Here is a 22,028-nt window from a genome sequence, read left to right as displayed (position 1 = left end):
CTAATCGTATGCTTTACTTTCGCACGCGCTCCTCCTTCTTCTCTGCCACCCGTAGCTTCGCGCTTCTCGAGCGGCTGTTCTGCAGCAGTTCCTGCCCGGATGGTGTGATGGGTTTGCGGTGCACCGCCTCCAGCGGTTTTATCTCGTTTCCGAACAGGTCCTTCTCCACCTCCCCGAAAAACTTTCCTTTACCGATATAATTCTTCACAAGCCTGTCTTCCAGCGAGTGGTAAGAAATCACCGCCAGTCGCCCGCCGGGCTTCAGCAGCTCCGTGGCCTGCTCCAGCATCTCCTCCAGGGCCTTCATCTCGTCGTTAACCTCGATGCGGAGCGCCTGAAAGACCTGCGCCAGGTATTTGTTCTCTTTGCCTTTCGGCGTGCAGGAGCTTATCGCCTGCTTAAAGTCGCTGATGGTGTGCAGCGGCGCTCTGCTTCGCTTCTCCACCACCGTGCGGGCCAGCGTCTTGGCGTTCTTCACCTCACCATATATGCCGAAGATGCGGTGCAGTTGCTCCTCCGGGTAGGTTTCCAGCACCTCCTGCGCCGTCATGCCCGACTCCGGGTTCATGCGCATGTCCAACGGGCCATCGAAGCGGGTGGAGAAGCCGCGCTCCGGCACATCGAACTGGTGCGACGACACCCCCAGATCAGCCAGAACACCGTCTACCGCTGTGATGCGGTACAGGCGCAGGTATTTTTTGAGGTCGCGGAAGTTGGCGCGGACAAACTGGAATGTAGCGCCAGCCAGCTTCTTCGCCTGCTCCTCTGCATCGCGGTCCTGGTCAAAACCGTACAGCTTACCGGTTGTAAGCCTGCTTGCGATGAGTGCCGAATGCCCGCCGCCGCCAAAGGTCACGTCTACATAGATGCCCTCCGGCTTCACGGCCAAAGCCGCTACTGACTCCTCTAACATGACCGGTCGGTGGTACTCCATTTATTACATCAGCGGCTCTTCAGCCGGTTTATCCCCCAGAAACTTCTGGGCGAGCTGTGAGAAATTCTGCTGGTCCTTGATGAGGAAATCCTCATACCGGTCAGGGTTCCATATCTCCACGCGGTTCCCGAGCCCCACCACAATCGCCTCTTTGTCAAGTTCCGCGAAACGCGCCATGGTCTTCGGGACGATGAAACGACCCGTGCCGTCCAGCTCAATCTCGGTGTTGCCCCGGAAGAAGTTCCGCTGAAAGTGGCGGTACTCCTCGTTGAACTCGTTCAGCCCGGCCACCTTGTCATAGATCACCTTCCACTCTGCCTTGGGGTACAGCACCAGGCAAGGCTCAAATCCTCTCATCAGCACCACATGGTTGCCAGACTCCTCGGGCAGGTTGGTTTTTATCTTCGCAGGTAAAACCAATCTTCCTTTGGGGTCAATCTTGCACTCATATTCGCCAGAGAGAAAATTCATAGGCTTAGAGGTTTAGACCATGTAGATTTCGCACTCTACAAATGTAGCGATTCAGCCAAAGACGGCAACCACAATCTCCCACTTTTTACCACTTTGTGGATAAATTATGGTTTTCCACTCCACTTATCCACATTATCCACATTTTTAGGTTTACATTTTGGGTATAAGTTTATTTGCTTCTAATATAGCATTTCACTATAATACGAGACCCTTTCATATATACTCCTAACAATCAGGATTTTATGTCGATCATCTTAACTATCACAGGAACCTTTTCGGCTCTTGCAGCAGAAGTGGGGGAAAGTGGTAAAAGTGGGACAAAGTGGGGAGAGGGTGCATCACTGCAGCACCGAAAGCAGGCTTTTCTTTCCCTAACCGCGGCTGGTCATCTGCGGATTAATGGGAGTGTCGTGGGCACTGTCCCTGGCGGGTGAATGTGGCTGCAGACAAGCCGGTTACAGCAAAGCTGCAGCCCTGGAAAAACACGCTTATATATAAAACTCCGCATCCGGGGCGAAGCATTACTACCCGGGACGGACAGCATAAACCTTAACAAGGCAGCGCACTACACGCAGCTAATTATTCAACGGGTAGGGCTGGCAGAGAGATGGAGATGAACGAGTTAGAGACGCCGCCGTTGCCTCATGAGGGTACTTTGGCACGGATGCGGCCCCTGCACAGGCGCAGAAATCAGTGCAAAATCAAATCAAAGGCTGGGTGCGGCGAGTGCAAAAAACGGAGAGAAGCAGCGGCCTGCAGTAGAGGCCTCGTTTCTGAGCATGGGCAGCGAGTAACTGGCAGCGGGTGCAGCCGAAGAAGGGCAGTAAGCGATAACCTGCCCAGGACCTGAGAAAGCAGGGCAGGGCGCTGACAGAACGCGAGCTGTAAAATTGCCTTAACAGAAAAGGGACCGCGCTGGCGGTCCCTTTTCTGTGGGGGGAAGTATTATCAAAAGCGAAAGCCTACGTGCAGCCCCACCGACAGCACCGGGGTTCCTTTGGTGTAGTAGATGTACTCTATACGGCCCCCTGCCATGCCGTTGCGCAGAATCCCGAAGTCGTTTTCTATAAAGCCGCTTACCCCCACGTCGGCAGTTCTGATGTGGGTGACGGAGCCGTCTTTCGTCCCGCCCAGTTCATCCTCTGTCGAAATTTCGGAGCGGTGGCGCGCTGCGGGGCCGCCGCCTATCCGGAAGGCAACCGACTCGTTCTGCATGAGATCAAAGCTCCCCTCCACTCCCCACATATAGTAGGTGCTTTTGATGGTGTAGATGTCCTTTACTTTATCGAAGCGGGAACTGGAGAGCAAGCCCACGGTCAACCCTGCCCCCACCCGCTCCCCGAGGTAGTGATGCAGGCGGTTGGTAAACATGACGCCCTGGCTGTCAAAGTCCGAAAGCCAGTTAAAGCTTACACCGGCTTTCAGCGAGGTGGGGCTCTTCTTGCCAAAAGCATTCTGTGCTGCAGCAGAGCGCGGCGGCAACTGGAAAAGCAGGATGAGCAGGAAAATCGCAAGGCCGGGAAAAGAAATTTTCATGAGATAAGGGTTAGGGGATGATGTGGAAGAGGCAGCCACCTGCCGCAGTTAAATCCCTTACATTACGTCACATGCCCGGCGGCAGTTGCCTGTTTATATATATATTTAACTTCTAATATTAACAAACACAGCGGCCGTCAGTTTTTAGCCTTGTGCAGCTGCCACCAGGGCAGGTAAGGCTTGTCGTGGTGCTCGTAGTGGTAGCCGAAAAAATAGCAGCTCACAAAGGCCCATATATGGTTTTTGGCCTGCGTACCAGATTTGTGCGGGTTGTCGGAGGGATGCTCGCCGCGATGCGGCAGGTAAGTGCCGAAGTAGAACAGCTGGAACGTGGCCAGTATGGCTGGCAGCATCCAGAACAGCACCACGTTCTCCAGCGGAAAGAAAAATTTCAGGATATTAAACGTAAGGGCCATCAGCAGCAGTTGCCACCAGGTGATGTACTGCTTCAGAAAACTAAAGTACCAGGGCCAGAAGGAGCCGGTGTGGTAGTCGGGGTCGTGCTCGGTGGCCACGTGGCGGTGGTGCTGGTGGTGGCGCGGCAGCAGGCGCGGGTACCAGTTGTAGGCAAACAGCAGCGCGGTAACCGTGCCGATAGCCCTGTTCAGCCTGGGGCGCCCCGGGGCAACCACGCCGTGCATGGCGTCGTGGGCCGTGATAAAAAGCCCGGTATAAAGGTGTGTCTGCAGCAGCACGAACAGGTACGTGAGCGGAGACGCAAAAGAAACGGGCCAGCGCAGCAGATACACCAGCAACCCGGCCCACAGCGCCACAATCAGTGCCGCTATCAGCATACCCCGTTTATCGCTCTGCCTTGTTATCGCCATGCAGTTTTATATTGCCCGTAATCAGTGAAGTGACGCAGATAGCAGGAGCCGATTGCTAAGATCTTCAAAATCCCACTCACAGTTCATATTGCTCCAGCGCGTCCCGCACCTGCTCCATCAGCCACATGGGTGTGGAAGTGGCCCCGCAGATGCCCACGCTGTCACCGGGTTTGAACCACCCCGGCCGCAACTCCTCCACTTTGGATATAAAGTAAGTGGCCGGGTTGGTGTCCTTACAGACCTGGTAGAGCACCTTGCCGTTCGAGGACTTGGTGCCCGACACAAAGATAACCTTGTCGAACCTGGCGGCGAAACGGCGCAGGTCCTTGTCACGGTTAGAGACCTGGCGGCAGATGGTGTCGTTGGCGTTCACCTCGTAGCCGCGCTCCTCCAGCTCGCTCTTGATGCGGTAAAAGCTGTCGGTGCTTTTGGTGGTCTGGCTATAGAGCGTGATGTTGTGGGGCAGCTCGTGCCGCAGCAGTTCCTCCATGTTCTCAAACACCACGGCTTCGTTTCCCGTCTGCCCCAGCAGGCCCATCACCTCTGCGTGGCCGTGCTTGCCATATATGAATATCCTGTCTTTTTTGTCGAAGCTGGTCTTGATGCGGTTCTGCAGCTTCAGCACCACCGGACAGGAGGCGTCGATGATCGTCAGGTTGTTTTTCAGGGCCAGTTGGTAGGTTTCGGGCGGTTCGCCGTGCGCGCGTATCAGCACCGCCTCGTTGTGCAGTTCCGCCATCTGGGCATGGTCAATAATGCGCAGGCCCCGCTGCTGCAGGCGCGCCACCTCCTCGTCGTTGTGCACGATATCCCCGAGGCAGTACAGGTACCCCTGCTCCGCCAGAATGTCCTCCGCCATCTGGATGGCGTAGACCACCCCGAAGCAGAATCCGGAGTTCGAGTCGATGGTGACGCTGAGGCTTTGCATATACTGTATTATACAGCCAGAGGCTTATATTGTTTAGCTGTTTTTCGCTCCCGCAACCCTTCATATACAGAGATAGTTAGCAGCAGCATGAACATCGAGTACATGGTGTCCTCCACCGGGATGGAGACGAGGCGCAGGCCGAGGTTGTAGCTGTTGTTGTACCACACCACCGGCAGGTAGGTGAGCACGCCGTTCACCAGCAGGAAAGGCACCAGATGCACCACGTACATCAGGTAAAAGCGGCCCAGGTAGCGCGTCCCGAAAAAGCGCAGGTGAACCAGGTGCAGCAGGGAAAGTCCGCAGAATGTGACGACGGTATATAGCCTGCCCACCTGAAAAACGGCAATCAGCGGCAGCGCGAGTATCAGGGCCAGCGCAATGGCTTTGGCGTAGGGCTGCAGCAGGTCTTTGGCTATATAGGCATTCAGCACGTCATATATAAACACGCAGGCGTAAGGCACCGTGATGAAAAACAGCACCTCCTCCAGCGGCAGGTTATATATATAAATCCCCGTCAGGTACTCCTTGTTAAAACCCCACACGCCGATGCCGGTAAACCAGCTGTCCCACACCATAAACACCGCCGCGTTCACAAAGATGGCCGGGAACAGCGCCGGCCAGTTTTTGTAGAAAGCCACTTTTTTGTCGAACGACAGCAGCAGCGGGAACAGGATGGTGAAGATGTTGAGGTAGAGGTAGATGTACATTTAGATGTTGATGTTGCGCAGTATCTCCTTCTCCGCTTCGGTGCAGTGGTCTTTGGTGAGCATGAAATCGCGCATGGTGCGGGCCAGCCCCTCCGACAACTCAGAATCCGGGTAATCCTGCAGGCTGCTGATAATTAATTTTTTGTCCTCCTCCACATGGGCGCTCAGGTTGAGGTAGCGGGGCACGTAATGCTCCAGGGTAAAGCGCAGGAAGCGGATTTCGGCGTTGTCTTTGTCCAGGGCCACGGCATCGGCAAAAATGGCGTTCGCGGTTTTTATCTGCTTCAGCTTGCCGTAAGGGTTCCACACATACTTGGCCATCACCGCCTCCGAGGCCGCCTTGTAGGCCAGCACCAGCGGGTCCCGCTCATTGTAGGAGCTCATCTTTTTGTGGAACTTGTGTGCCACGGCCTCCTCCTTGCTTGCCTGCAGGTATTGCAGGCGCAGCTGCGAGACATTGTAGCGGGTGCTGTCGGCCCATGCGCTGCTGCAAAGTAAGACGATCAGAAAAAGGGTAAGGAATTTTTTTGACATATGATTAGAGTGCGTTAAATCTGTACCTGAGATACGAGCCGAGCAGAAGTGCCAGCTTTGTGTTGTCAGGTACTCTTACGCGCTCTTTCAGTATATGGGTTGCCGGGAGGTTCTGTATCTTCCGGAAAAGTTTGAGGTAGTACACGTAGGCCAGGTACACCCCCATCCGAGCCGAGCGGGGCAGTGCCATGATGCCGGCGTAGGCCTCCTCAAAATCCTGCAGGATGTCTGCCTCAATCTCAACCTTGCAGGCGTTGCTAAAGTTCATATACTCCACCTTCGGGAAATACACCCGGCCCCGCTCACTGTAGTCGCTCTTCATGTCGCGGAGGAAGTTCACCTTCTGGAAGGCGGCCCCCAGGCTGGCAGCTGGCTTTTTCAGGCGCTCGAACATCTCTTCGTCGCCCTCGCAGAAGACTTTCAGGCACATCAGACCCACCACCTCTGCCGAGCCATATATATACTCTTTGTAAAGCGAGCGGTCGTAGGCATGGTCCTCCAGGTCCATTTCCATGCTCTTCAGAAAGGCAGTTATATAGCACTTGTCGATTTTGTACTCGTTCACCACGCTCTGGAAGGCGTGCAGCACGGGGTTCAGGCTGATGCCCGTTTCAATGGCCTCGTAGGTCTGCTTCTCGAAATCGGCCAGCAGGCGGCGCTTGTCATAGTCGTGGAAGGTGTCCACAATCTCGTCGGCGCAGCGCACGAAGCCATATATGCCGTAGATGGGCAGGTGAAACTTCTTGTCGAGGGTTTTGATGCCGAGCGTGAAGGAAGTGCTGTAGGCTTGCGTGATGACCTTGCTGCACTGCAAACAGGTTTGTTTAAATAGCTCCATAGGCTTTAGAGGTTTGGGACTTACACTTATACGGAAACCGGAGCGGCATATTCCCTCGCGACCTCCCCCGCCACCACCTGCCCCGAAATGAGCGAAGGGGGCACGCCGGGACCAGGCACCGTGAGCTGGCCGGTATAGAACAGGTTCTGCACTTTTCTGCTCTTGAGGCTCGGTTTTAGGAGGGCCGTCTGCGTGAGGGTGTTGGCGAGGCCGTAGGCGTTGCCTTTAAAGGCGTTGTAGTCGGAGATGAAATCGTTGTGGGCGTAGCTGCGCTTATATATGACGGCGCTGCGGATGTCCTGTTTTGTCAGCTTCTCCAGCCGGTCCATCACCAGGTGATAGTACTTCTCGCGCACCTCCTCCGTGTCTTGCAGGCCGGGGGCAACCGGTATCAGCACAAACAGGTTCTCACAGCCTGCCGGCGCCACCGAAGTGTCGGTGACGGAGGGCGCCGAGACATAAAAGAGCGGCTTGTGCGGCCACTTCGGGTCGGTGTAAATCTCGCGGGCGTGGGGCCCGAAGTCCTCGTCGAAAAACAGGTTGTGGTGCCGCAGGTTCTTCAGGCGCTTGTTCACGCCCAGGTAAAACAGCAGGGACGAGGGCGCCATCACGCGTTTCTCCCAGTAATGCTCAGAGTAGCTTCTGTATTCGCCGGTCAGCAGTTGCTTTTCCACGTGATGGTAGTCAGCGCTGGCCACCACCACATCCGCTGCAAAGGCACCGCTTGCCGTCACCACATTTCGCGCCACCCCCTCCTGCACCTCAATCTGCCGCACATCCTGGTTATATATGAACTGCACTCCCTTTTCCTCGGCAAGCTTTACCATGCCCTCCACAATTTTGTGCATGCCGCCCATCGGGTACCAGGTGCCCAGGCTGATGTCGGCGTAGTTCATGAGGCTGTACAGGGCGGGTGTGTTCTCGGGCAGGGCACCCAGGAAGAGGATCGGGAACTCCATCAGCTTGATGATCTTCTCGTGCCGGAAATAGCGGCGGACATGCTTGTGTATCGACTGGAACACGTCCAGCCGCAGCACATCCAACAGCAGGCGCGGACTCATAAATTCCGTGACGGAGCGGCCCGGCTTATATACCAACTGGTTGATGCCCACCTCGTACTTGTAGGCGGCCTGCTCCAGGAATTTGTCCAGTTGCCTGGCGCTGCCCTTCTCCAGCCCCTCAAACAGCGCCCGCATTTTATCCATCGGGGCGGGGATGTCCATAAAATCATCCTCTCCGAAAATCACGGTGTAGGAAGGGTCCAGGCGCTTAAGGTCGTAGTAGTCGGACACGCGCTTGCCGAAGCGACCAAAGTAAGACTCGAACACATCGGGCATCCAGTACCAGCTGGGGCCCATGTCATATGTAAAACCTTCGGCGGAAAAGCTTCGCGCCCGCCCGCCGGGGCCACTGTTTTTCTCCAGCACCGTCACGGCATACCCCATTTCGGCAAGGCACGTTGCCGCCGACAAGCCGGAAAAACCGGATCCGATCACGATTACGCGAGGGGGTGCCATGCCGTTAGGTGCGGATAAAGCCAATTACATGTCTCTGTTATACACCTTCAGCGCCTGCTTCAGCTCTTTCCGGGCAATGTGGATGCGGTTTTTCACCGTGCCAATCGGAATCTGGAGCTTCTCGGCGATCTCAAGGTACTTGTAGCCTATATAGTACATCATAAAAGGGGCGCGGTGCTCCTCGCTGAGGTTGGCAATGGCCGCGTTTATGTCGTTCATCACGAAAGTGGCTGTGCCCTTGTTCTGCGTGATGTAGCTTTCGTCCGTGTTCAGGTACTGCAGGTACTCGGCGCTGTCGATGTTGCTGCTGCGCTTGGTAATCTTGTTGTAGTTGTTGATGAACGTGTTGCGCATGATGGTGTACAACCATGCCTTTAGGTTGGTGCCGGACTTGAACTTGTCGCGGTTGGTGAGCGCCTTGAGCATCGTTTCCTGCACCAGGTCCTTGGCGTCGTCCACGTCGCGCGTCAGGTTCATGGCCACCGGCCGAAGAGACTGTGCTATGTTCTGTACGAGGGAGTTGAATTCGATGGATGTCATTTGTTTATACTTTTATGGTTGAACCATAAACAAATATACGAAGTAATCAGAAATTAAACTCATTCTGTTTACTTTATTTTTAAGAAATGTTAAACAAATACGACAAACACCCTGAAAAACCCTGCTTATGTACCTGTTTTTAAGGCGAACGACACAGGAATGCCGAGCGCCCGCGCCCTTCACGCGCCCTTCATATAAACGGCAAAGACGCGCGCGCGGATTGCCAAGCCAGAAATTTATGCCTTTAGCTCTGCCTCCAGGTCGCGCAGGCAGCCGAGGCGCCTTACGTTAGAGGGTATTATCAGGAAATCGTGCTGGGCCTGGAAGCCATATATGTAGATGGTGGTGTGCGGGAAACGCTGCGACAGCCGGTTGAGGTAATGCTGCACCTGGTCGCGCTCTGGCGTGGATGTCATCACGGTGCAGATACAGGCCTTTTTGAACTGTTCGTAGGTCAGCTCCAGGTCCGGGAACGGGAGGTTCTGCCCCAGGTACACCACGTGCTGGCCGTTCGCCCTGAGAATGTAATTCATATACAGCAGCGCCAGTTCATGCAATTCGCCTTCGGGCAGGTAAAGAATATAGGTGGTGGATTGCTCTTCGCGGCGAAGCGTCTGGCCGTCTATGGCCACAATCAGCTTCTGGCGGATGAGGTTGCTCACGAAATGCTCGTGCGCCGGCGAGATGTTGTTGGTCTGCCACAGGATGCCGATCTTGTTCAGAAAGGGATATATGATTTCCTCCATCGCGCTGTGCAGCCCCAGTTGCAGCGTTGCCGTGGAAAGCTGCTTGTCAAACTTCACCTCATCCATGTCCACCATCGCCGCCACCAGGGCGCTCACGTGGTGCGAGCACGCGCAGGGCGAGTCGCACAGTTCCGCCACCGTCCGCTGGATCTGCTCCGGCTCCATCTGCGCAATTTTGGATATCTTGTAGCCCCGCTCGTTCAGCAGCGAGATGTTGAGCAGCGACTTCAGGTCGGCATCGTCGTAGTAGCGGATGTTGGTGTCGGTGCGCCTGGGGTTTAATATATGGTAGCGCTGCTCCCAGATGCGGATGGTATGGGCCTTAATGCCGGAAAGATGCTCAAGTTCTTTGATTGTATACTGCGCCACGCTCTTGTTGTTTTTTAACTATTCCGTATGCCGACTTAAAGTACCGGGGTGCCACCCAGAGCATCCCGAACGACTCTGAACCATGCTTGCCACGGGCTTTATGATGCACCTTGTGCGCCATGTTCAACGCTTTGAGGTAAACATTAGACGTATTCCCGAAAACTCTGATGCGCCGGTGGATGAACACATCATGAATCAGGAAGTAGGCCACGCCATACAGCGTGATGCCTGCGCCCACCCAGAACCTGTAATCGATGGGGTCGCTGCCGAATACGAAGAACAACATCGCCAGTGTGCCATAATAGGCAAAAAACAGGTCGTTCAGCTCAAAAGCGTGGGTATGGCGCGTATGGTGCGATCTGTGGACAAACCACAGAAACCCGTGCAGCACGTACTTGTGCATGATCCACGCCACTCCCTCCATCGCCACAAAAGTCAGCAGCATTATCCCGATGCCCGTCAGCATATCCAATCAACAGCAAGTTTAACAAATAGTTTAAAATATTAAACAACCGGCTACCACGTCAGCGGCTCTTTGTTCAGAAAAGCGGCAATGCCGCGCTGGCAGTCCTCGCTGCCCCGGGCCACGGCGTTCATCTCGGCCGCGTACTGCAGGCCTTCCTCCAGCCCCATGCCCTGCACCCGCGCAATCATCTCCTTGGTCACCTCCACCGACTGGCGCGAATTTTCGGTGCAGAGTTTCCGTGCGAAGGCGAAAACGCGTGTCTCCAGCTCAGCTGCCGGCACCACATAGTTTATCAACCCGTAACGCTCCGCCTCCTCTGCCGGAACCAGGTCGCCGGTCAGCAGCAGTTGCCTGGCCCGGGCCTCGCCCAGCTTTCGCAACAGGAACACCGTCACGATGGCTGGTATAAAGCCCACCTTCACCTCAGTGTAGCCAAACCGGGCCTCCGGCACCGCGAAGCTGAAATCGCAGACGGCCGCGAGGCCGCAGCCGCCGGCAATGGCATGGCCGTGTACCTGGGCGATCACTACTTTCTTCAGGGTATATATAAGCCGGAACAACTCCATCAGGTGGGTGGAGTCCAGCAGGTTCTCGTGGTAGTTGTTCTGCTGCAGGCGCTGAATATACTCCAGATCGGCCCCGGCGCAAAACACGCTCCCCTCCGCCCGCAGCACGATCACCTTGCAGGCCTCGTCGTCCTCGGCGGTGGCAAAAGCGCGCTTCAGCTGCGACACCACCTCCTGGTTCAGGGCGTTCCGCTTCTCGGCGCGGGCCAGCGTGATATAGCCAACGCGCTCGTTTACCTCATAATGCACAAACTCCATCGTCTGCATCTCAACTGTGCTGGTCGTGTCGGTCATGGTGTTTTTCTTTATAACAGGTATATCTTAAAAAAGTCAGGCAAGGTTACAGAATTCCGTGGGCGTCCCGTCCGGCATCCGCCCGAAGCTGGCGTGCAGGTACGCGCCGCCACGCGGGAACGAGAGCAAAAAGCACACCAGCTCTGGCACTCCTGCAGGCTGCAACCTGCTCTACATCAACTTTTATGGTGTCGGGAACGTTTATCCTAGGCAGGCTTGCTAGCGAACGCTAGGTAATGTATATTTGTTTAAAAGACAGGGAGGCAGCTTGAGCAGAAAAAAACAAATTGAGCATACCGCCACAGCACTCTTCAAGGCCAAGGGCTTCTCGGCGACATCCATGCGCGACCTCGCCAATGCCCTGGGCATAGAGGCCGCCAGCATTTACTCGCACATCAGGTCGAAGGAGGAGATTCTGCAGCGGGTTTGCTTCCGCATGGCGGAGGAGTTTTTCGAGGCGATGGATGCCGCAGAGGCAACGGGCGCCACGTCGACTGACAAACTGAGGAACGCGGTTTCGGCGCATGTGCAGGTACTGACGAAAAACACGGAGGCCTCGGCTGTGTTCCTGCACGAGTGGCGCCACCTGAGCGAACCATATCTCAGCGAGTTCCTGGCCTTGCGCGACCTGTATGAGGGGCACTTCCGGCAGATTATCAAAAGCGGCGCAGAGAGCGGGGAGTTTGCGGTGCCGGACGAGAAGTTTGCCGTACTCACCATCCTGTCGGCGCTTAACTGGCTACCTACCTGGTTCAGGCCCGAAGGTAAGCTGCAACCGGCCGAGATAGCCAACACGCTGTCGGACATGCTCCTGAACGGCCTGCGCGCACCGGCGCGTGCAATGGCAGACGGTAAGCCATAGGCTATATAGGACCAGACAATCTTAACGGGGCAGGCAACGGCCAGCGCCATTACTGAACCTTAAAACCAATGTTATGTACGGAGGAGGAAACGTTTTCGAGGCTACTAAATACGATGCCCTGCAGGCAGAGGACCCTGTGCAACTGGCCGGGTTTGAGGCACGCATCGCCCGCGGCGAGAAGATTGAGCCCAGCGACTGGATGCCGCAGCTGTACCGCAGGCAGCTCATCCGGATGATTGAGCAGCACGCGCACTCCGAGATTATCGGCGCCCTGCCCGAAGGCACCTGGATTACCCGCGCCCCCGGCTTCCGGCGAAAAATGGCGCTGATGGCGAAGGTGCAGGACGAGGTGGGCCATGCCCAACTCTTATATAGCGCCGCCGAGACACTGGGCAAAACGCGCGAGCAGATGCTGACGGACCTCATCAACGGCAAATCCAAGTACTCCAACGTGTTCAACTACCCGGCCTACACCTGGGCCGACTCCAACATCATCTCGTGGCTGATTGACGCGGGTGCCATCGTAAACCAGTTGGCGAACGCGCGGGGCAGTTACGGGCCTTACTCCCGTGCGCTGGAGCGTATCTGTGCCGAGGAGGCTTTCCACCTGAAGTACGGCCACGACGCCGTGGTGCATATGGCCACTGGCTCCCCGAAGCAGCGCGAAATGATACAGGCCGCCCTCAACCGCTGGTGGCCCCCCATCATGACGTTCTTCGGACCGCCTGACAAGATGAGCGCGCACACCGAAACCCTGATGCGCTGGAAAGTGAAGATGGCCACCAACGACGAGTGCCGCCAGCAGTTCCTCGACATGTACGTGCCGAAGATATGGGAACTGGGCCTGACGGTGCCTGATCCGAACCTGAAGAAAAACGCAGAAACCGGCCAGTGGGAATACACCGAGCCGGACTGGGAGGAGTTTATGCGCGTCATCAACGGCGACGGCCCCTGCAACGCCGAGCGGCTGGCCGTGCGCCGCGCCGCCGAAGAGCGCGGCGCCTGGGTGCGCAAAGCCCTCCTCCACCCAAAAGCGAAATACGTGCGCCCGTTGGCGTAGCCAAGGGAATTAGAAATTCATAATTGAAGGCCATGAGCTTAGACCCCCGAGTAACCCGCCTGCACCTGCCGGAGGGCGAGCTGCCGCCGATGGAGGAAAAACCCGCGCTGGATCAGTTTGAGACATATGAAGTGTTTCATCTGAAGCAGGAAGGCGCGGCCTATACCTATGTCGGGCCGGTGCATGCCCCAAACGAGGAAGTGGCGTTTCTGTTTGCGAAGGAGCAGTACAGCCGCCGGGCCGCCTGCGCAGGCCTGTGGGTTGTCCGCACAGAGCATATACAGGTGACGCCTTACGCCGGAGACGGGGAAAACATATATGAGATGCTGCGGGCGGAGGAGCCAGCGGTGCGCAGCGAGCAAGCAGAGCCATATGAAATCTTCCAGTTGAAGAAGCGCGGAAAAGCCCATACCCACATGGGCCGCGTCACGGCCGCCTCGTACCAGGAGGCGCTGCAGCAGGCCAGGCAGGCGTTTGGCGAAAAGGGGCCTGTCGTGAACGTGTGGCTCGTGAAATCGGCGCACGTGCTGTCCTCTGCGGAAGGGGACAGGGAAATGTGGCTGACTGTGCCGGAAAAGAAGTACCGCGAGGCCACCGCCTACAAGGTGATGGACAAGATCACGCAGTTTAAAGCTGAACAGAAATGAACGAGCAAGCCCTGAAAGACCTGCTATATAAGCTCGCCGACGACCAGCTGATACTCGGCCACCGGAACTCCGAATGGACTGGCTTCGGCCCCATCCTGGAAGAGGACATCGCCTTCTCCTCGATGGCGCAGGACAAAATCGGGCACAGCCTGGCTTTCTACACGCTGCTGCACGAGATGGGCGAGGCTGCCCCGGACACCGTTGCCTTTACCCGCAACGCCAGCCAGTTCCATAACAGCCAGTTGGTGGAGCTGCCAAACGGGGAGTACGACTTCAGCCTGATCCGGCATTTCCTGTACGACAATGCGGAGATGATCCGCTTTGAGATGCTGAGCAAATCCAGCCATGAACCCATTGCCAAGGTTGCGACCAAGCTGAAGGGTGAGGTTAGGTACCACGTGCTCCACGCCAACACCTGGATAAAGCATTTAGGCGCTTCTACGGAGGAAGCTATCCTCCGGCTGCAATCAGCTCTGGCTGAGGCATTGCCCTTCGCCCTGGGTTTGTTTGAAGTCTCTATATATGAGCAGGAACTGGTGGAGGCGGGTATCTATAACGGCGAGGAAGCCGTGAAAAAGGAATGGCTGCAGCGCGTTCAGGCGGTGCTGGAGAAAACAGAACTAAAGCTGCCTGAACTGGGCAGCATCACCCCAAAGCTCGGGGGACGCTACGGCCAACACACCGAGCACCTGCAGCCCCTGCTCGATGAAATGGCCGAAGTGTTTAATATCGACCCAACGGCGGAATGGTAAATCTTGTTGATCGTGTTTCGATATTCGATCTATATATAGGAGCTGCAACTCCATCATCCCGAACAACGAGCAACAATCAACGCATAACGTAGGGAAATGCTGACCAAAGAACATATCCTGGCGCTGCTGGAGGAGGTCAAAGACCCTGAGATCCCGGTGCTCTCACTCGTGGATCTGGGGGTGATCACATCCGTGGAGGTGGAGGAAGGCCACGTGACGGTGAACATGACCCCCACTTTTGCCGGCTGCCCCGCCATGGACTATATGAAAAAGGATGTGGAGCGCACCCTGGAGAAGCACGGCATCACCCGCCACACCGTCACCATGTCGTTTGATGCCCCCTGGAACAGCAACAGAATATCAGAGAAAGGACGTAAGGCACTGAAGGAATTCGGGCTGGCGCCGCCGCCGGCTTATGAACTGGTGCCGGACCTCGACATGCTGGAGTACTCCACCTGCCCCTACTGCAACAGCAACAACACAAGCCTGCGCACGCCCTTCGGCCCCACGCTCTGCCGGTCTATGCACTACTGCCACAACTGCCGCCAGATGTTCGAGCAGTTCAAGCCGCTGTAGTAGGCTTCCATATATAAGCCTATATATAAAGCGGGCCCCCGCTTTATATATAGGCCAGAAGAAGTTTATATCTTCTCCATCTCCGCCTGCACAAAATCTGCCAGGCTCCTGATATAGGCTGTGCTGAAATCGAACTTGATGCCAGCTGCCTGGTACACCTCCCCGATAGACACCGTATACCCGAGGCTCAGCGCGCGCTTGTAGGCAGCCAGGCCTTCGGCCGGGTTTTCTTTGTAGTTCTTCCAGACGGCAATGGCACCGAGCTGCGCCATGGCATATTCTATATAGTAGAACGGTACCTCATATATATGCAGCTGCTTCTGCCAGATGTAGGGCTTGTACTGCTCCAGCCCCGACCAGTTGACGAGCTTGTGGTTGAACGTGTCAAAAATCCGCACCCATTCCTGGTGGCGTTCCTCCTGTGTTTGCGCCGGATGCTTATATATCCAGTGCTGGAATTTGTCTACCGTCGCCACCCACGGGAAGGTCTCCAGCACACTCTCCAGATGCGTGCGCTTGGCGCGGCGCAGTTCGTCCTCATCCTCAAAAAACGTGTCCCAGTAGTCCATCGATATCAGCTCCATCGACATAGAGGCCAGCTCCGCCACCTCTGAGGGCGGATGCTTGAAGGCATTGAGGCTCATCTCCCGCGTCAGGAACGAATGCACGGCGTGCCCGCCCTCGTGCAGCATCGTGATCACGTCGCGCAGGCTGGAGGTGGCGTTCATGAAGATAAACGGCACCCCTATTTCATCCAGCGGATAGTTATAGCCGCCGGGCGCCTTCCCTTTCCGCGATTCGAGGTCCAGGTGGCCCATCTCGCGCATCGTGGCCAGGCAGTCGCCCAGGAAAGTGTCTAGCGAATAAAATACCTGCACTGTTTTCTCCAGCAACTCCTCCCCTGTTTTAAACGGCTCCAGCGGCTTCCTTCCGCTCGGGTCCACATCCAGGTCCCAGGGGCGCAGTTCATCGAGCCCGAGCTTCTCCTGGCGTGCCTCGTCAATTTTGTTGAGCAGCGGCACGATGGTTTCCTGGATGGACTGATGGAAATCGAAGCAGTCCTGGGGCGTGTAGTCGAAGCGGCCCAGCGCGGCAAACATATAGTCGCGGAAGTTGGCGAAGTCGGCGTTTTGGGCCACCCCGTTGCGCAGTTGCAACAGCTCGTCGAACAGGTTGTCCAGCTTTTCGCGGTCCTGGAAGCGGCGCTCCTGAATGGTGCGCCAGGCCTCCTCGCGCACGGCGCGGTCCGTTCGTTTTAGCCGGTCTGAGGCGCGCTGCAGGGTCATTTCCTCCCCGTCCAAGGTCACGGTCATCCCCCCCGTGATGGCGGCGTACTGCTGCTGTTTCGTACTTATCTCAGTTTGGAGCGGTATGTTCTCTTCCCGGAAAATTTCCAAAGCGCGTTCCACCCCGCGCATATATATTTTATATTTTTCCTTGTCGAGCCCGGCCACATACGGCGAGTGCATCAGCTTCAGGTTCAATTCGTGGTCATAGGGCGCTATCTTCGGCTCAATCTCCGATACGAAGTACTGGAAGGCCTTCGTGGTTTCCTCGTTCTGCGTGTCGCAGGTCATCCGGATGTAGCGCCATCCGAGGTCCTCAGAAAGAACGCTTTCCAGCTCGCTGCGGTCCTGCATCCACTTTTCCAGTTCGGCTACGTTTGGTATGTCACGGGTTTTGAGCCCATCAAAATAGGGCTGCAGGGTTTCCCAGTTCCCCACCTGAAAGTCGTCAGCCAGGTACCGCCTCGGCTTTCGCTCAGGAATTATCAGATTGGTTGTTTGTATTGTCATTATGGCAAGAAGCATTTTAGAATCACAATGTAGGCACTTCTTTTGAAAGTGCAAATAAAAACCTCCAAGGCGCAGGAAATATTGTCTGGCACCGCCCCTGTATACGCGCCTGAGCCGCTAGCCAATTTCAATGACCACATTATCCGTGAGCGGGTGCCCGACGCAGTTGAGCACGTAGCCCTCCTCCATCTCCGCGTCCGAAAGCCCCTCGCGCTCTTCGAGGTGTACCTTCCCGCTCAGGCACCTGCCCCTGCAGGCCGTACACAGGCCCGCCTGGCAGGAGTAAGGCAAGTCTATGTCCTGCTCGAGGGCAGCCTCCAGGATGGTCTGGTCCGGCTCCACTGTCACGGAATACTCTGCGCCTTCATATATAATCGTCACTGTCTGCGTCACAATCTCTCCATCCTCCTCCGTAGAGACGACGCCATGCTGTGGCTGTTCCTCCGCCGCCTGCGACTTGTTGCTCACAAAGCTTTCGCGGAAAATGCGGTCTGCCGGCACGTGCAGCACCTCCAGCGCCTGCCGCACCTCTGCCATCATCCCCTCGGGCCCGCATATATAGTAAACGGCATTCTGGGGCCTGGCAAGCTGCAGGCGCTCCAGTATTTTCAGAATCATGCTCTGGTTCATACGCCCGCGGTGCTCACAGTCGTATTGGGGCTGGCTGTAGGTATACACCACCTGCAGGCGGCCCGGATTATCTTTCTCCAACTGCTGCAGCTTATCCTTGAAAATAACGGAGTCCTCGTCGCGGTTGCCATATATCAGTGTCACCGTGCTGCCGGGCTCTTCCGCCAGCACCGCCTTCAGGATGGACATGAGCGGCGTGATACCGCTGCCGGCCCCGAACAGGATTACCTGGCGCTGGCTGGCGGGGGTGCAGGTCAGGCAGAAGTTACCAAGCGGCTCCATAACCTTTACCTCCTGCCCTACCCGCAGGCTGTCGATCAGGAAATTGGAGACGAGCCCGCCCGCCACGCGCTTCACGGTTACGGCCAGGCGCGTGCCCTCCTGCGGGCAGCTGCTCAGGGAGTAGGAACGGCGCTCTTCCCTTCCTCCAATGGGCAGGATGAGCGTCAGGAACTGGCCGGGTTTATAGGGAACAGGTTTCCTGTCAGGGTGCTCGAAATGGACAGAAATGGCATCGGGGGATTCTTTTGTGATGGCTACAACCTTCAGGTTGAGGTAAGGGTTACGCATATAAGGTGTCTTGTTCGGAAAGTTTATTTTGGAAACAATTTCCCGGCCCGAAAGTTACGATAATCAAGCCTGCTTTGGGGAAGCCTCTGAGCAAAATATAGATTCAGGAAATTATATATAAAAAATAATAATATTTACAAATATTAGTTGTATGAAATATAAAAAAATACGCAACTTTACAGCATGCTTCATGTGCAGATGAGTCGCCTCATGTCGGCAGCCTTTACGCTTTTCAACAATTTATACGTAATGAAAACAACATGCTGTACAAACTTACCCTCAAAAACTGTGAAAAAACCGTAGTCGTAGACGACAGAACCTACGAGTACATCCACAACAACGTGTACCTGCAACAGATAGAATTTCTGCGGCACCTGCGCATCCACTCCAACGGCTACGCTTTCTTCCAGAAAAACTGGCCTCTCAAAAACGGCAAATACCGCAACGAGACGATTTACCTGCACAAGATGATTGGCGAGCAGCTGCTCAAAAAGCCGGAGAGCGACCTGAAGCTGTACGTACACTTCAAGAACGGCAACAAGCTGGACTGCCGCCAAGAGAACCTGGAGTGGGCCCCGCTCTGCAAGATTGTGCGCAACACGGCCAAAACAGAGAACAAGCTGGGCGTGCGCGGCGTGCACAAAGAGGCGCAGAAGTACCGCGCCATCATCCACTACAACAAGCAGCGCATTAACCTGGGCACCTTCGAGACCCTGCAGGAGGCGGCTTCTGCCTACAGCCGAAAATCAGAAGAGCTTTTCGGCAAGACCAAGAGCCTCCGGACACTGGCTAAACTGGTAGAGGAAGAGGCTGTCAGCTGATTTATGCCCTTACTTACAGGAGGCTCCGCCTGCGCCTCTCCGCGCTTATGCATCTAGCCCACCACCTAAGCGATTTGCTGGGCAGGCACCGCCATGCCTTTGCCCCTGTGCTGGCCGCCGACCTGAACGCCGAAAACGTCTGCGCGCTGGATTTTACGGCGGCCAGCACGCTGCTCCAGAAAACAAACCTAAGCGAAACCGCTGCGTTTGAGGCTGCCGTGCAGCAGATGCTACGGGAAAAAGGCGCCACCATAGGCGTTGGGGGCTATCTGGAAGACCGGTTTATATATGGGCGCAGCCAGCATTTTGCCGCCGCCTCCGGTAGCCGCAACCTGCACCTGGGCGTGGACGTGTGGCTGGAGGCGGGCACCGCGATGTTCGCTCCCCTTGACGCCGTGGTACACTCGTTCGCCGACAACGCCCACTTCGGCGACTACGGCCCCACCATCATTCTGCAACACCGGCTGGAGGAGGTGACCTTCAACACCCTATATGGCCACCTCACCCGCGCCTCGCTGCAGGGGCTGCGGGAAGGGCAGGCTTTTGCCAAAGGCAGCCGCATCGCGGAAGTGGGCCCGCATCCGGAGAACGGCGGCTGGCCGCCGCACCTGCATTTCCAGCTCATAGCTTCGATGGAGGGCCGGAAAGGAGACTATCCGGGTGTGGCCACCACCGCAGAGAGAGCTATATATGAGGCGCGCTGCCCCAACCCGAACCTGATCCTGCAGTGCCGCCACCTGCCGCTGTAGTTGCAGAAAAATCTTATTTTTGCCTGAGATGCCTTCCTCGGCCACTGCGCTGGCCCTGGCGGCGCTTCCTTTTATACATTTTACCTCTGATTGAAAATGGAGATTAACATTGATTCTGTCCGTGAGCTCATCGTGAATTTTGCCATGGTATATGGCCTGCGGCTTCTGGTGGCTATCGTTATTCTGGTAATCGGCGCATGGGTGGTAAAGCGCCTGAACAGGCTGCTGCAGGCCATGATGCTGCGGAAGGGCGTGGACGAGTCGCTGCGGCCGTTTCTGGGCAGCATCATCAACATCGCGCTCTGGGTGCTGCTGCTGGTGCTGGTGGTGGCACAACTGGGCCTGGAGATGACTTCCTTTATCGCGGTGCTGGGTTCCGCCGGTCTGGCCATCGGCCTGGCGCTGCAGGGCAGCCTCTCCAACTTCGCGGGCGGGGTGCTGATCCTGACCATCAAGCCCTTCAGGGTAGGCGATTTTATTGAGGCGCAGGGACAGTCGGGCACGGTGCACCTCATCAACATCTTCAACACAGTCATCAAGACAGGCAACAACCAGGTGATTTATATGCCCAACGGCCCGCTGGCGTCCAGCGTCGTGATCAATTACTCGGTAGAACCCACACGCCGCATGGAGTTTAACCTGAACATCAGCCCGGAGAACGATGTGGCGGCGGTGAAGAAAATGCTCCAGACCTTTATAGACTCCGATCCGCGCATCCTCGCCGACCCGGCCCCGGTGATTGCCGTAACCGCCTTTTCCGAGTACTCCATCACCATCAGCATGCGCCTTTGGGCCAAACAGGAAGAATTCTGGCCGCTGAACTGGGAGATGAACGAGCGCATAAAAACCGCCTTCGAGGAGAACGGCGTGAAAGCCCCGGCCCCCATCCAGAAACGGGAGGTGGTTACCCTGCAGCCGGATACAAAATCATGAAAACCTTCATCAGCCTATATACCTATATGTAAAACCGGAAGCCACGTCCTGTTGTGAGGCTGCCGGTTTTATATATAGGCACAAGGGTTCTTATCACATTCAGCAACCAACAACCGGACAAGCAACTTAATCGAACTTGATGGCTTTCACGGGCTTCACGCGCGACACCATGGCGGTGGGGATGAGGATGGCCAGCATGGTGAGCAGCAGCGTAATCACATTCAGCCCGACGATGATGCCCGCGTTCCAGCTGATGGGCACCCGGTCCATATAGTAATTCTCAGGGTCGAGGGGGATGATGCGGAAGTAATACTGGATAGCGCAGAAACCGAGGCCGATGACGTTGCCCCAGATAAGGCCTCTGATGGTGAGCTTCAGGCCGCGGAAGTAAAACACCTGCCGGATCTGCGCATCGGTGGCCCCCACGGCCTTCAGCACGCCAATCATGTTGATCCGCTCGATGATCATGATAAACACCGTGGACACCATGTTGAAGGAAGCCACGAAAATAATGAGCACCAGAAAGATGATCACGTTCTTGCGCAGGAGCTTCAGCCAGTCGAACAGCTGCGCGTGGCGGTCGGTTATCTTCTCCAACTGTAAATCATAGTTCATCTGGTCGAACACCTGGTCTGCCGCCTGGTCTATCTGGTCGAAGTCCTTCAGCACAATCTCCACGCCCCCCACCAGCGTGTCGGGCCAGTTGTTCAGCTCGCGCACCAGCTTTATATCCCCGATTACGAATACCTCGTCAAATTCCTCCAGCCCGGTGTTAAATATGCCTTTCACCTTTAGTTTGCGCGCGCGCGGCGGGTTCTGTATAAAGTAAAAAACCGCCTCATCGCCCACGTCCAGGCTCAGTTTATCGGCCACCGCCCGGCTGATGAGCACTTCTTTGGAGGAGGCAGTGTCGGTATAGCTGATGAGCCCGCCCGCCTCCAGGTTCTGCTGCATCGCGCTCATGTCGTAGTCCGGACCAACCGCTTTCAACACCACGCCCAGCACCTCGTCCTCCGTCTTGATGATGGCTGTTTTGCGGGCGAAGGCCTGAATCTGCTTGATGCCGGGCACCGAATCCGCCACGCCGATGTTCATGCTGATGGGCGCGCCCTCCAGCGAGTTGTTGGTATCGTACTTGCTTACCTGCAGGTGCGCCCCAAAGGAAAATATCTTCTGCCTGATCTCGTCCCGGAAGCCCTCCAGGATAGCAAATGAAACGATCATGATGGCAATGCCTGCCGCTATGCTGATTATTGCTATTTTTGTGACCGACGAGGTAAATGAGCCGGCCTGCACTTCTGAAATCTTATCGGATATGTATCTGGAGATGTTCACTCGCCTTGTTTCTTAAAAGCCTTA

At 56.0% G+C, this 22,028-nt stretch carries 24 protein-coding genes; 8 read left to right on the top strand and 16 right to left on the bottom strand.

Annotated features, from left to right (window positions below):
- Positions 1-13 precede the first annotated feature (13 nt).
- From rsmH to GSQ62_RS18285, 13 genes are all read right to left on the bottom strand, one after another.
- On the bottom strand, positions 14-934 hold the full coding sequence (rsmH, locus tag GSQ62_RS18345) for a 16S rRNA (cytosine(1402)-N(4))-methyltransferase RsmH (protein WP_161890850.1): 921 nt from the start codon (positions 932-934) through the stop codon (positions 14-16).
- Positions 935-937: 3 nt separating this feature from the next.
- The gene (gene mraZ / locus GSQ62_RS18340; protein WP_161890849.1) at positions 938-1,405 is read right to left on the bottom strand and encodes a division/cell wall cluster transcriptional repressor MraZ; all 468 of its coding nucleotides are present in this window, start codon (positions 1,403-1,405) and stop codon (positions 938-940) included.
- Between the two features lie 948 nt (positions 1,406-2,353).
- Positions 2,354-2,941, bottom strand: coding sequence for a hypothetical protein (locus GSQ62_RS18335; RefSeq protein WP_161890848.1), 588 nt, complete (start codon positions 2,939-2,941; stop codon positions 2,354-2,356).
- Positions 2,942-3,078: 137 nt separating this feature from the next.
- Complete coding sequence (locus GSQ62_RS18330; protein WP_161890847.1) at positions 3,079-3,768, bottom strand: fatty acid desaturase; 690 nt, start codon at positions 3,766-3,768, stop codon at positions 3,079-3,081.
- A gap of 76 nt (positions 3,769-3,844) precedes the next feature.
- Positions 3,845-4,696, bottom strand: coding sequence for a 4-hydroxy-3-methylbut-2-enyl diphosphate reductase (locus GSQ62_RS18325; protein WP_161890846.1), 852 nt, complete (start codon positions 4,694-4,696; stop codon positions 3,845-3,847).
- 8 nt (positions 4,697-4,704) lie between these two features.
- The gene (locus GSQ62_RS18320; RefSeq protein WP_161890845.1) at positions 4,705-5,403 is read right to left on the bottom strand and encodes a lycopene cyclase domain-containing protein; all 699 of its coding nucleotides are present in this window, start codon (positions 5,401-5,403) and stop codon (positions 4,705-4,707) included.
- The gene (locus GSQ62_RS18315) at positions 5,404-5,937 is read right to left on the bottom strand and encodes a hypothetical protein (RefSeq protein ID WP_161890844.1); all 534 of its coding nucleotides are present in this window, start codon (positions 5,935-5,937) and stop codon (positions 5,404-5,406) included.
- A gap of 4 nt (positions 5,938-5,941) precedes the next feature.
- Positions 5,942-6,775 (bottom strand): phytoene/squalene synthase family protein, encoded by an 834-nt coding sequence (locus GSQ62_RS18310; RefSeq protein ID WP_161890843.1) that lies wholly within the window; start codon positions 6,773-6,775, stop codon positions 5,942-5,944.
- Between the two features lie 26 nt (positions 6,776-6,801).
- Positions 6,802-8,292 (bottom strand): phytoene desaturase family protein, encoded by a 1,491-nt coding sequence (locus GSQ62_RS18305; protein WP_161890842.1) that lies wholly within the window; start codon positions 8,290-8,292, stop codon positions 6,802-6,804.
- 24 nt (positions 8,293-8,316) lie between these two features.
- Positions 8,317-8,832 (bottom strand): RNA polymerase sigma factor, encoded by a 516-nt coding sequence (locus GSQ62_RS18300; RefSeq protein ID WP_161890841.1) that lies wholly within the window; start codon positions 8,830-8,832, stop codon positions 8,317-8,319.
- 236 nt (positions 8,833-9,068) lie between these two features.
- Positions 9,069-9,947 (bottom strand): MerR family transcriptional regulator, encoded by an 879-nt coding sequence (locus GSQ62_RS18295; protein ID WP_161890840.1) that lies wholly within the window; start codon positions 9,945-9,947, stop codon positions 9,069-9,071.
- Positions 9,919-10,413 (bottom strand): sterol desaturase family protein, encoded by a 495-nt coding sequence (locus GSQ62_RS18290; RefSeq protein ID WP_237587155.1) that lies wholly within the window; start codon positions 10,411-10,413, stop codon positions 9,919-9,921. The genes GSQ62_RS18295 and GSQ62_RS18290 overlap by 29 nt, the downstream gene beginning before the upstream one ends.
- 50 nt (positions 10,414-10,463) lie before the next feature.
- Positions 10,464-11,237 carry an enoyl-CoA hydratase/isomerase family protein gene (locus GSQ62_RS18285; RefSeq protein ID WP_161891522.1) on the bottom strand — a complete coding sequence of 258 codons (774 nt, stop codon included), beginning with the start codon at positions 11,235-11,237 and terminating at the stop codon, positions 10,464-10,466.
- Between the two features lie 304 nt (positions 11,238-11,541).
- Here GSQ62_RS18285 and GSQ62_RS18280 point away from each other — a divergent pair, with 304 nt between their 5' ends.
- The 5 genes from GSQ62_RS18280 to paaD all read left to right on the top strand — a co-directional run bounded on the left by GSQ62_RS18280 (position 11,542) and on the right by paaD (position 15,170).
- Entirely contained in the window at positions 11,542-12,135 is a 594-nt protein-coding gene (locus GSQ62_RS18280; protein ID WP_161890839.1) for a TetR/AcrR family transcriptional regulator, read from the top strand.
- Between the two features lie 73 nt (positions 12,136-12,208).
- Complete coding sequence (paaA, locus tag GSQ62_RS18275; protein WP_161890838.1) at positions 12,209-13,195, top strand: 1,2-phenylacetyl-CoA epoxidase subunit PaaA; 987 nt, start codon at positions 12,209-12,211, stop codon at positions 13,193-13,195.
- Positions 13,196-13,227: 32 nt separating this feature from the next.
- Positions 13,228-13,842: a phenylacetic acid degradation b gene (locus tag GSQ62_RS18270; RefSeq protein ID WP_237586792.1), complete on the top strand. Its 615-nt coding sequence runs from the start codon at positions 13,228-13,230 to the stop codon at positions 13,840-13,842.
- Complete coding sequence (gene paaC, locus GSQ62_RS18265) at positions 13,839-14,594, top strand: 1,2-phenylacetyl-CoA epoxidase subunit PaaC (protein WP_161890836.1); 756 nt, start codon at positions 13,839-13,841, stop codon at positions 14,592-14,594. Before GSQ62_RS18270 ends, paaC begins: the two co-directional genes overlap by 4 nt.
- A gap of 96 nt (positions 14,595-14,690) precedes the next feature.
- Entirely contained in the window at positions 14,691-15,170 is a 480-nt protein-coding gene (gene paaD / locus GSQ62_RS18260) for a 1,2-phenylacetyl-CoA epoxidase subunit PaaD (RefSeq protein WP_161890835.1), read from the top strand.
- Positions 15,171-15,235: 65 nt separating this feature from the next.
- On the opposite strand, the gene GSQ62_RS18255 is transcribed toward paaD, so the two are convergent.
- Both GSQ62_RS18255 and GSQ62_RS18250 read right to left on the bottom strand, forming a co-directional pair.
- Positions 15,236-16,966, bottom strand: coding sequence for a M3 family oligoendopeptidase (locus tag GSQ62_RS18255; RefSeq protein ID WP_161890834.1), 1,731 nt, complete (start codon positions 16,964-16,966; stop codon positions 15,236-15,238).
- A gap of 117 nt (positions 16,967-17,083) precedes the next feature.
- Positions 17,084-18,166, bottom strand: a complete 1,083-nt coding sequence (locus tag GSQ62_RS18250) for a ferredoxin--NADP reductase (protein ID WP_161890833.1) — start codon at positions 18,164-18,166, stop codon at positions 17,084-17,086.
- Between the two features lie 260 nt (positions 18,167-18,426).
- On the opposite strand from GSQ62_RS18250, the gene GSQ62_RS18245 reads away from it, so the two are divergent.
- The 3 genes from GSQ62_RS18245 (at position 18,427) to GSQ62_RS18235 (ending at position 20,669) form a co-directional block, all read left to right on the top strand.
- Positions 18,427-18,987, top strand: coding sequence for a Pathogenesis-related transcriptional factor and ERF protein (locus GSQ62_RS18245; protein ID WP_161890832.1), 561 nt, complete (start codon positions 18,427-18,429; stop codon positions 18,985-18,987).
- Between the two features lie 47 nt (positions 18,988-19,034).
- Positions 19,035-19,736, top strand: coding sequence for a peptidoglycan DD-metalloendopeptidase family protein (locus GSQ62_RS18240; protein WP_161890831.1), 702 nt, complete (start codon positions 19,035-19,037; stop codon positions 19,734-19,736).
- A gap of 96 nt (positions 19,737-19,832) precedes the next feature.
- On the top strand, positions 19,833-20,669 hold the full coding sequence (locus tag GSQ62_RS18235) for a mechanosensitive ion channel family protein (RefSeq protein ID WP_161890830.1): 837 nt from the start codon (positions 19,833-19,835) through the stop codon (positions 20,667-20,669).
- 126 nt (positions 20,670-20,795) lie between these two features.
- Here GSQ62_RS18235 and GSQ62_RS18230 read toward each other — a convergent pair whose 3' ends face one another.
- Entirely contained in the window at positions 20,796-22,004 is a 1,209-nt protein-coding gene (locus tag GSQ62_RS18230; protein WP_161890829.1) for an ABC transporter permease, read from the bottom strand.
- Positions 22,005-22,028 lie beyond the last annotated feature (24 nt).

This window comes from Pontibacter russatus, from assembly GCF_009931655.1.
Lineage (GTDB): Bacteria > Bacteroidota > Bacteroidia > Cytophagales > Hymenobacteraceae > Pontibacter > Pontibacter russatus.
The sequence above is the reverse complement of the archived record's forward strand: the minus strand, read 5'-3'. Positions and strand labels throughout refer to the sequence as shown.

Coding starts and splice junctions, on each gene's coding strand:
- rsmH (WP_161890850.1), bottom strand. CDS start 934: ATGGAGTACCACCGACCGGTCATGTTAGAGGAGTCAGTAGCGGCTTTG.
- mraZ (WP_161890849.1), bottom strand. CDS start 1,405: ATGAATTTTCTCTCTGGCGAATATGAGTGCAAGATTGACCCCAAAGGA.
- GSQ62_RS18335 (WP_161890848.1), bottom strand. CDS start 2,941: ATGAAAATTTCTTTTCCCGGCCTTGCGATTTTCCTGCTCATCCTGCTT.
- GSQ62_RS18330 (WP_161890847.1), bottom strand. CDS start 3,768: ATGGCGATAACAAGGCAGAGCGATAAACGGGGTATGCTGATAGCGGCA.
- GSQ62_RS18325 (WP_161890846.1), bottom strand. CDS start 4,696: ATGCAAAGCCTCAGCGTCACCATCGACTCGAACTCCGGATTCTGCTTC.
- GSQ62_RS18320 (WP_161890845.1), bottom strand. CDS start 5,403: ATGTACATCTACCTCTACCTCAACATCTTCACCATCCTGTTCCCGCTG.
- GSQ62_RS18315 (WP_161890844.1), bottom strand. CDS start 5,937: ATGTCAAAAAAATTCCTTACCCTTTTTCTGATCGTCTTACTTTGCAGC.
- GSQ62_RS18310 (WP_161890843.1), bottom strand. CDS start 6,775: ATGGAGCTATTTAAACAAACCTGTTTGCAGTGCAGCAAGGTCATCACG.
- GSQ62_RS18305 (WP_161890842.1), bottom strand. CDS start 8,292: ATGGCACCCCCTCGCGTAATCGTGATCGGATCCGGTTTTTCCGGCTTG.
- GSQ62_RS18300 (WP_161890841.1), bottom strand. CDS start 8,832: ATGACATCCATCGAATTCAACTCCCTCGTACAGAACATAGCACAGTCT.
- GSQ62_RS18290 (WP_237587155.1), bottom strand. CDS start 10,413: ATGCTGACGGGCATCGGGATAATGCTGCTGACTTTTGTGGCGATGGAG.
- GSQ62_RS18285 (WP_161891522.1), bottom strand. CDS start 11,237: ATGGAGTTTGTGCATTATGAGGTAAACGAGCGCGTTGGCTATATCACG.
- paaA (WP_161890838.1), top strand. CDS start 12,209: ATGTACGGAGGAGGAAACGTTTTCGAGGCTACTAAATACGATGCCCTG.
- GSQ62_RS18270 (WP_237586792.1), top strand. CDS start 13,228: ATGAGCTTAGACCCCCGAGTAACCCGCCTGCACCTGCCGGAGGGCGAG.
- paaC (WP_161890836.1), top strand. CDS start 13,839: ATGAACGAGCAAGCCCTGAAAGACCTGCTATATAAGCTCGCCGACGAC.
- paaD (WP_161890835.1), top strand. CDS start 14,691: ATGCTGACCAAAGAACATATCCTGGCGCTGCTGGAGGAGGTCAAAGAC.
- GSQ62_RS18255 (WP_161890834.1), bottom strand. CDS start 16,966: ATGACAATACAAACAACCAATCTGATAATTCCTGAGCGAAAGCCGAGG.
- GSQ62_RS18250 (WP_161890833.1), bottom strand. CDS start 18,166: ATGCGTAACCCTTACCTCAACCTGAAGGTTGTAGCCATCACAAAAGAA.
- GSQ62_RS18245 (WP_161890832.1), top strand. CDS start 18,427: ATGCTGTACAAACTTACCCTCAAAAACTGTGAAAAAACCGTAGTCGTA.
- GSQ62_RS18240 (WP_161890831.1), top strand. CDS start 19,035: ATGCATCTAGCCCACCACCTAAGCGATTTGCTGGGCAGGCACCGCCAT.
- GSQ62_RS18235 (WP_161890830.1), top strand. CDS start 19,833: ATGGAGATTAACATTGATTCTGTCCGTGAGCTCATCGTGAATTTTGCC.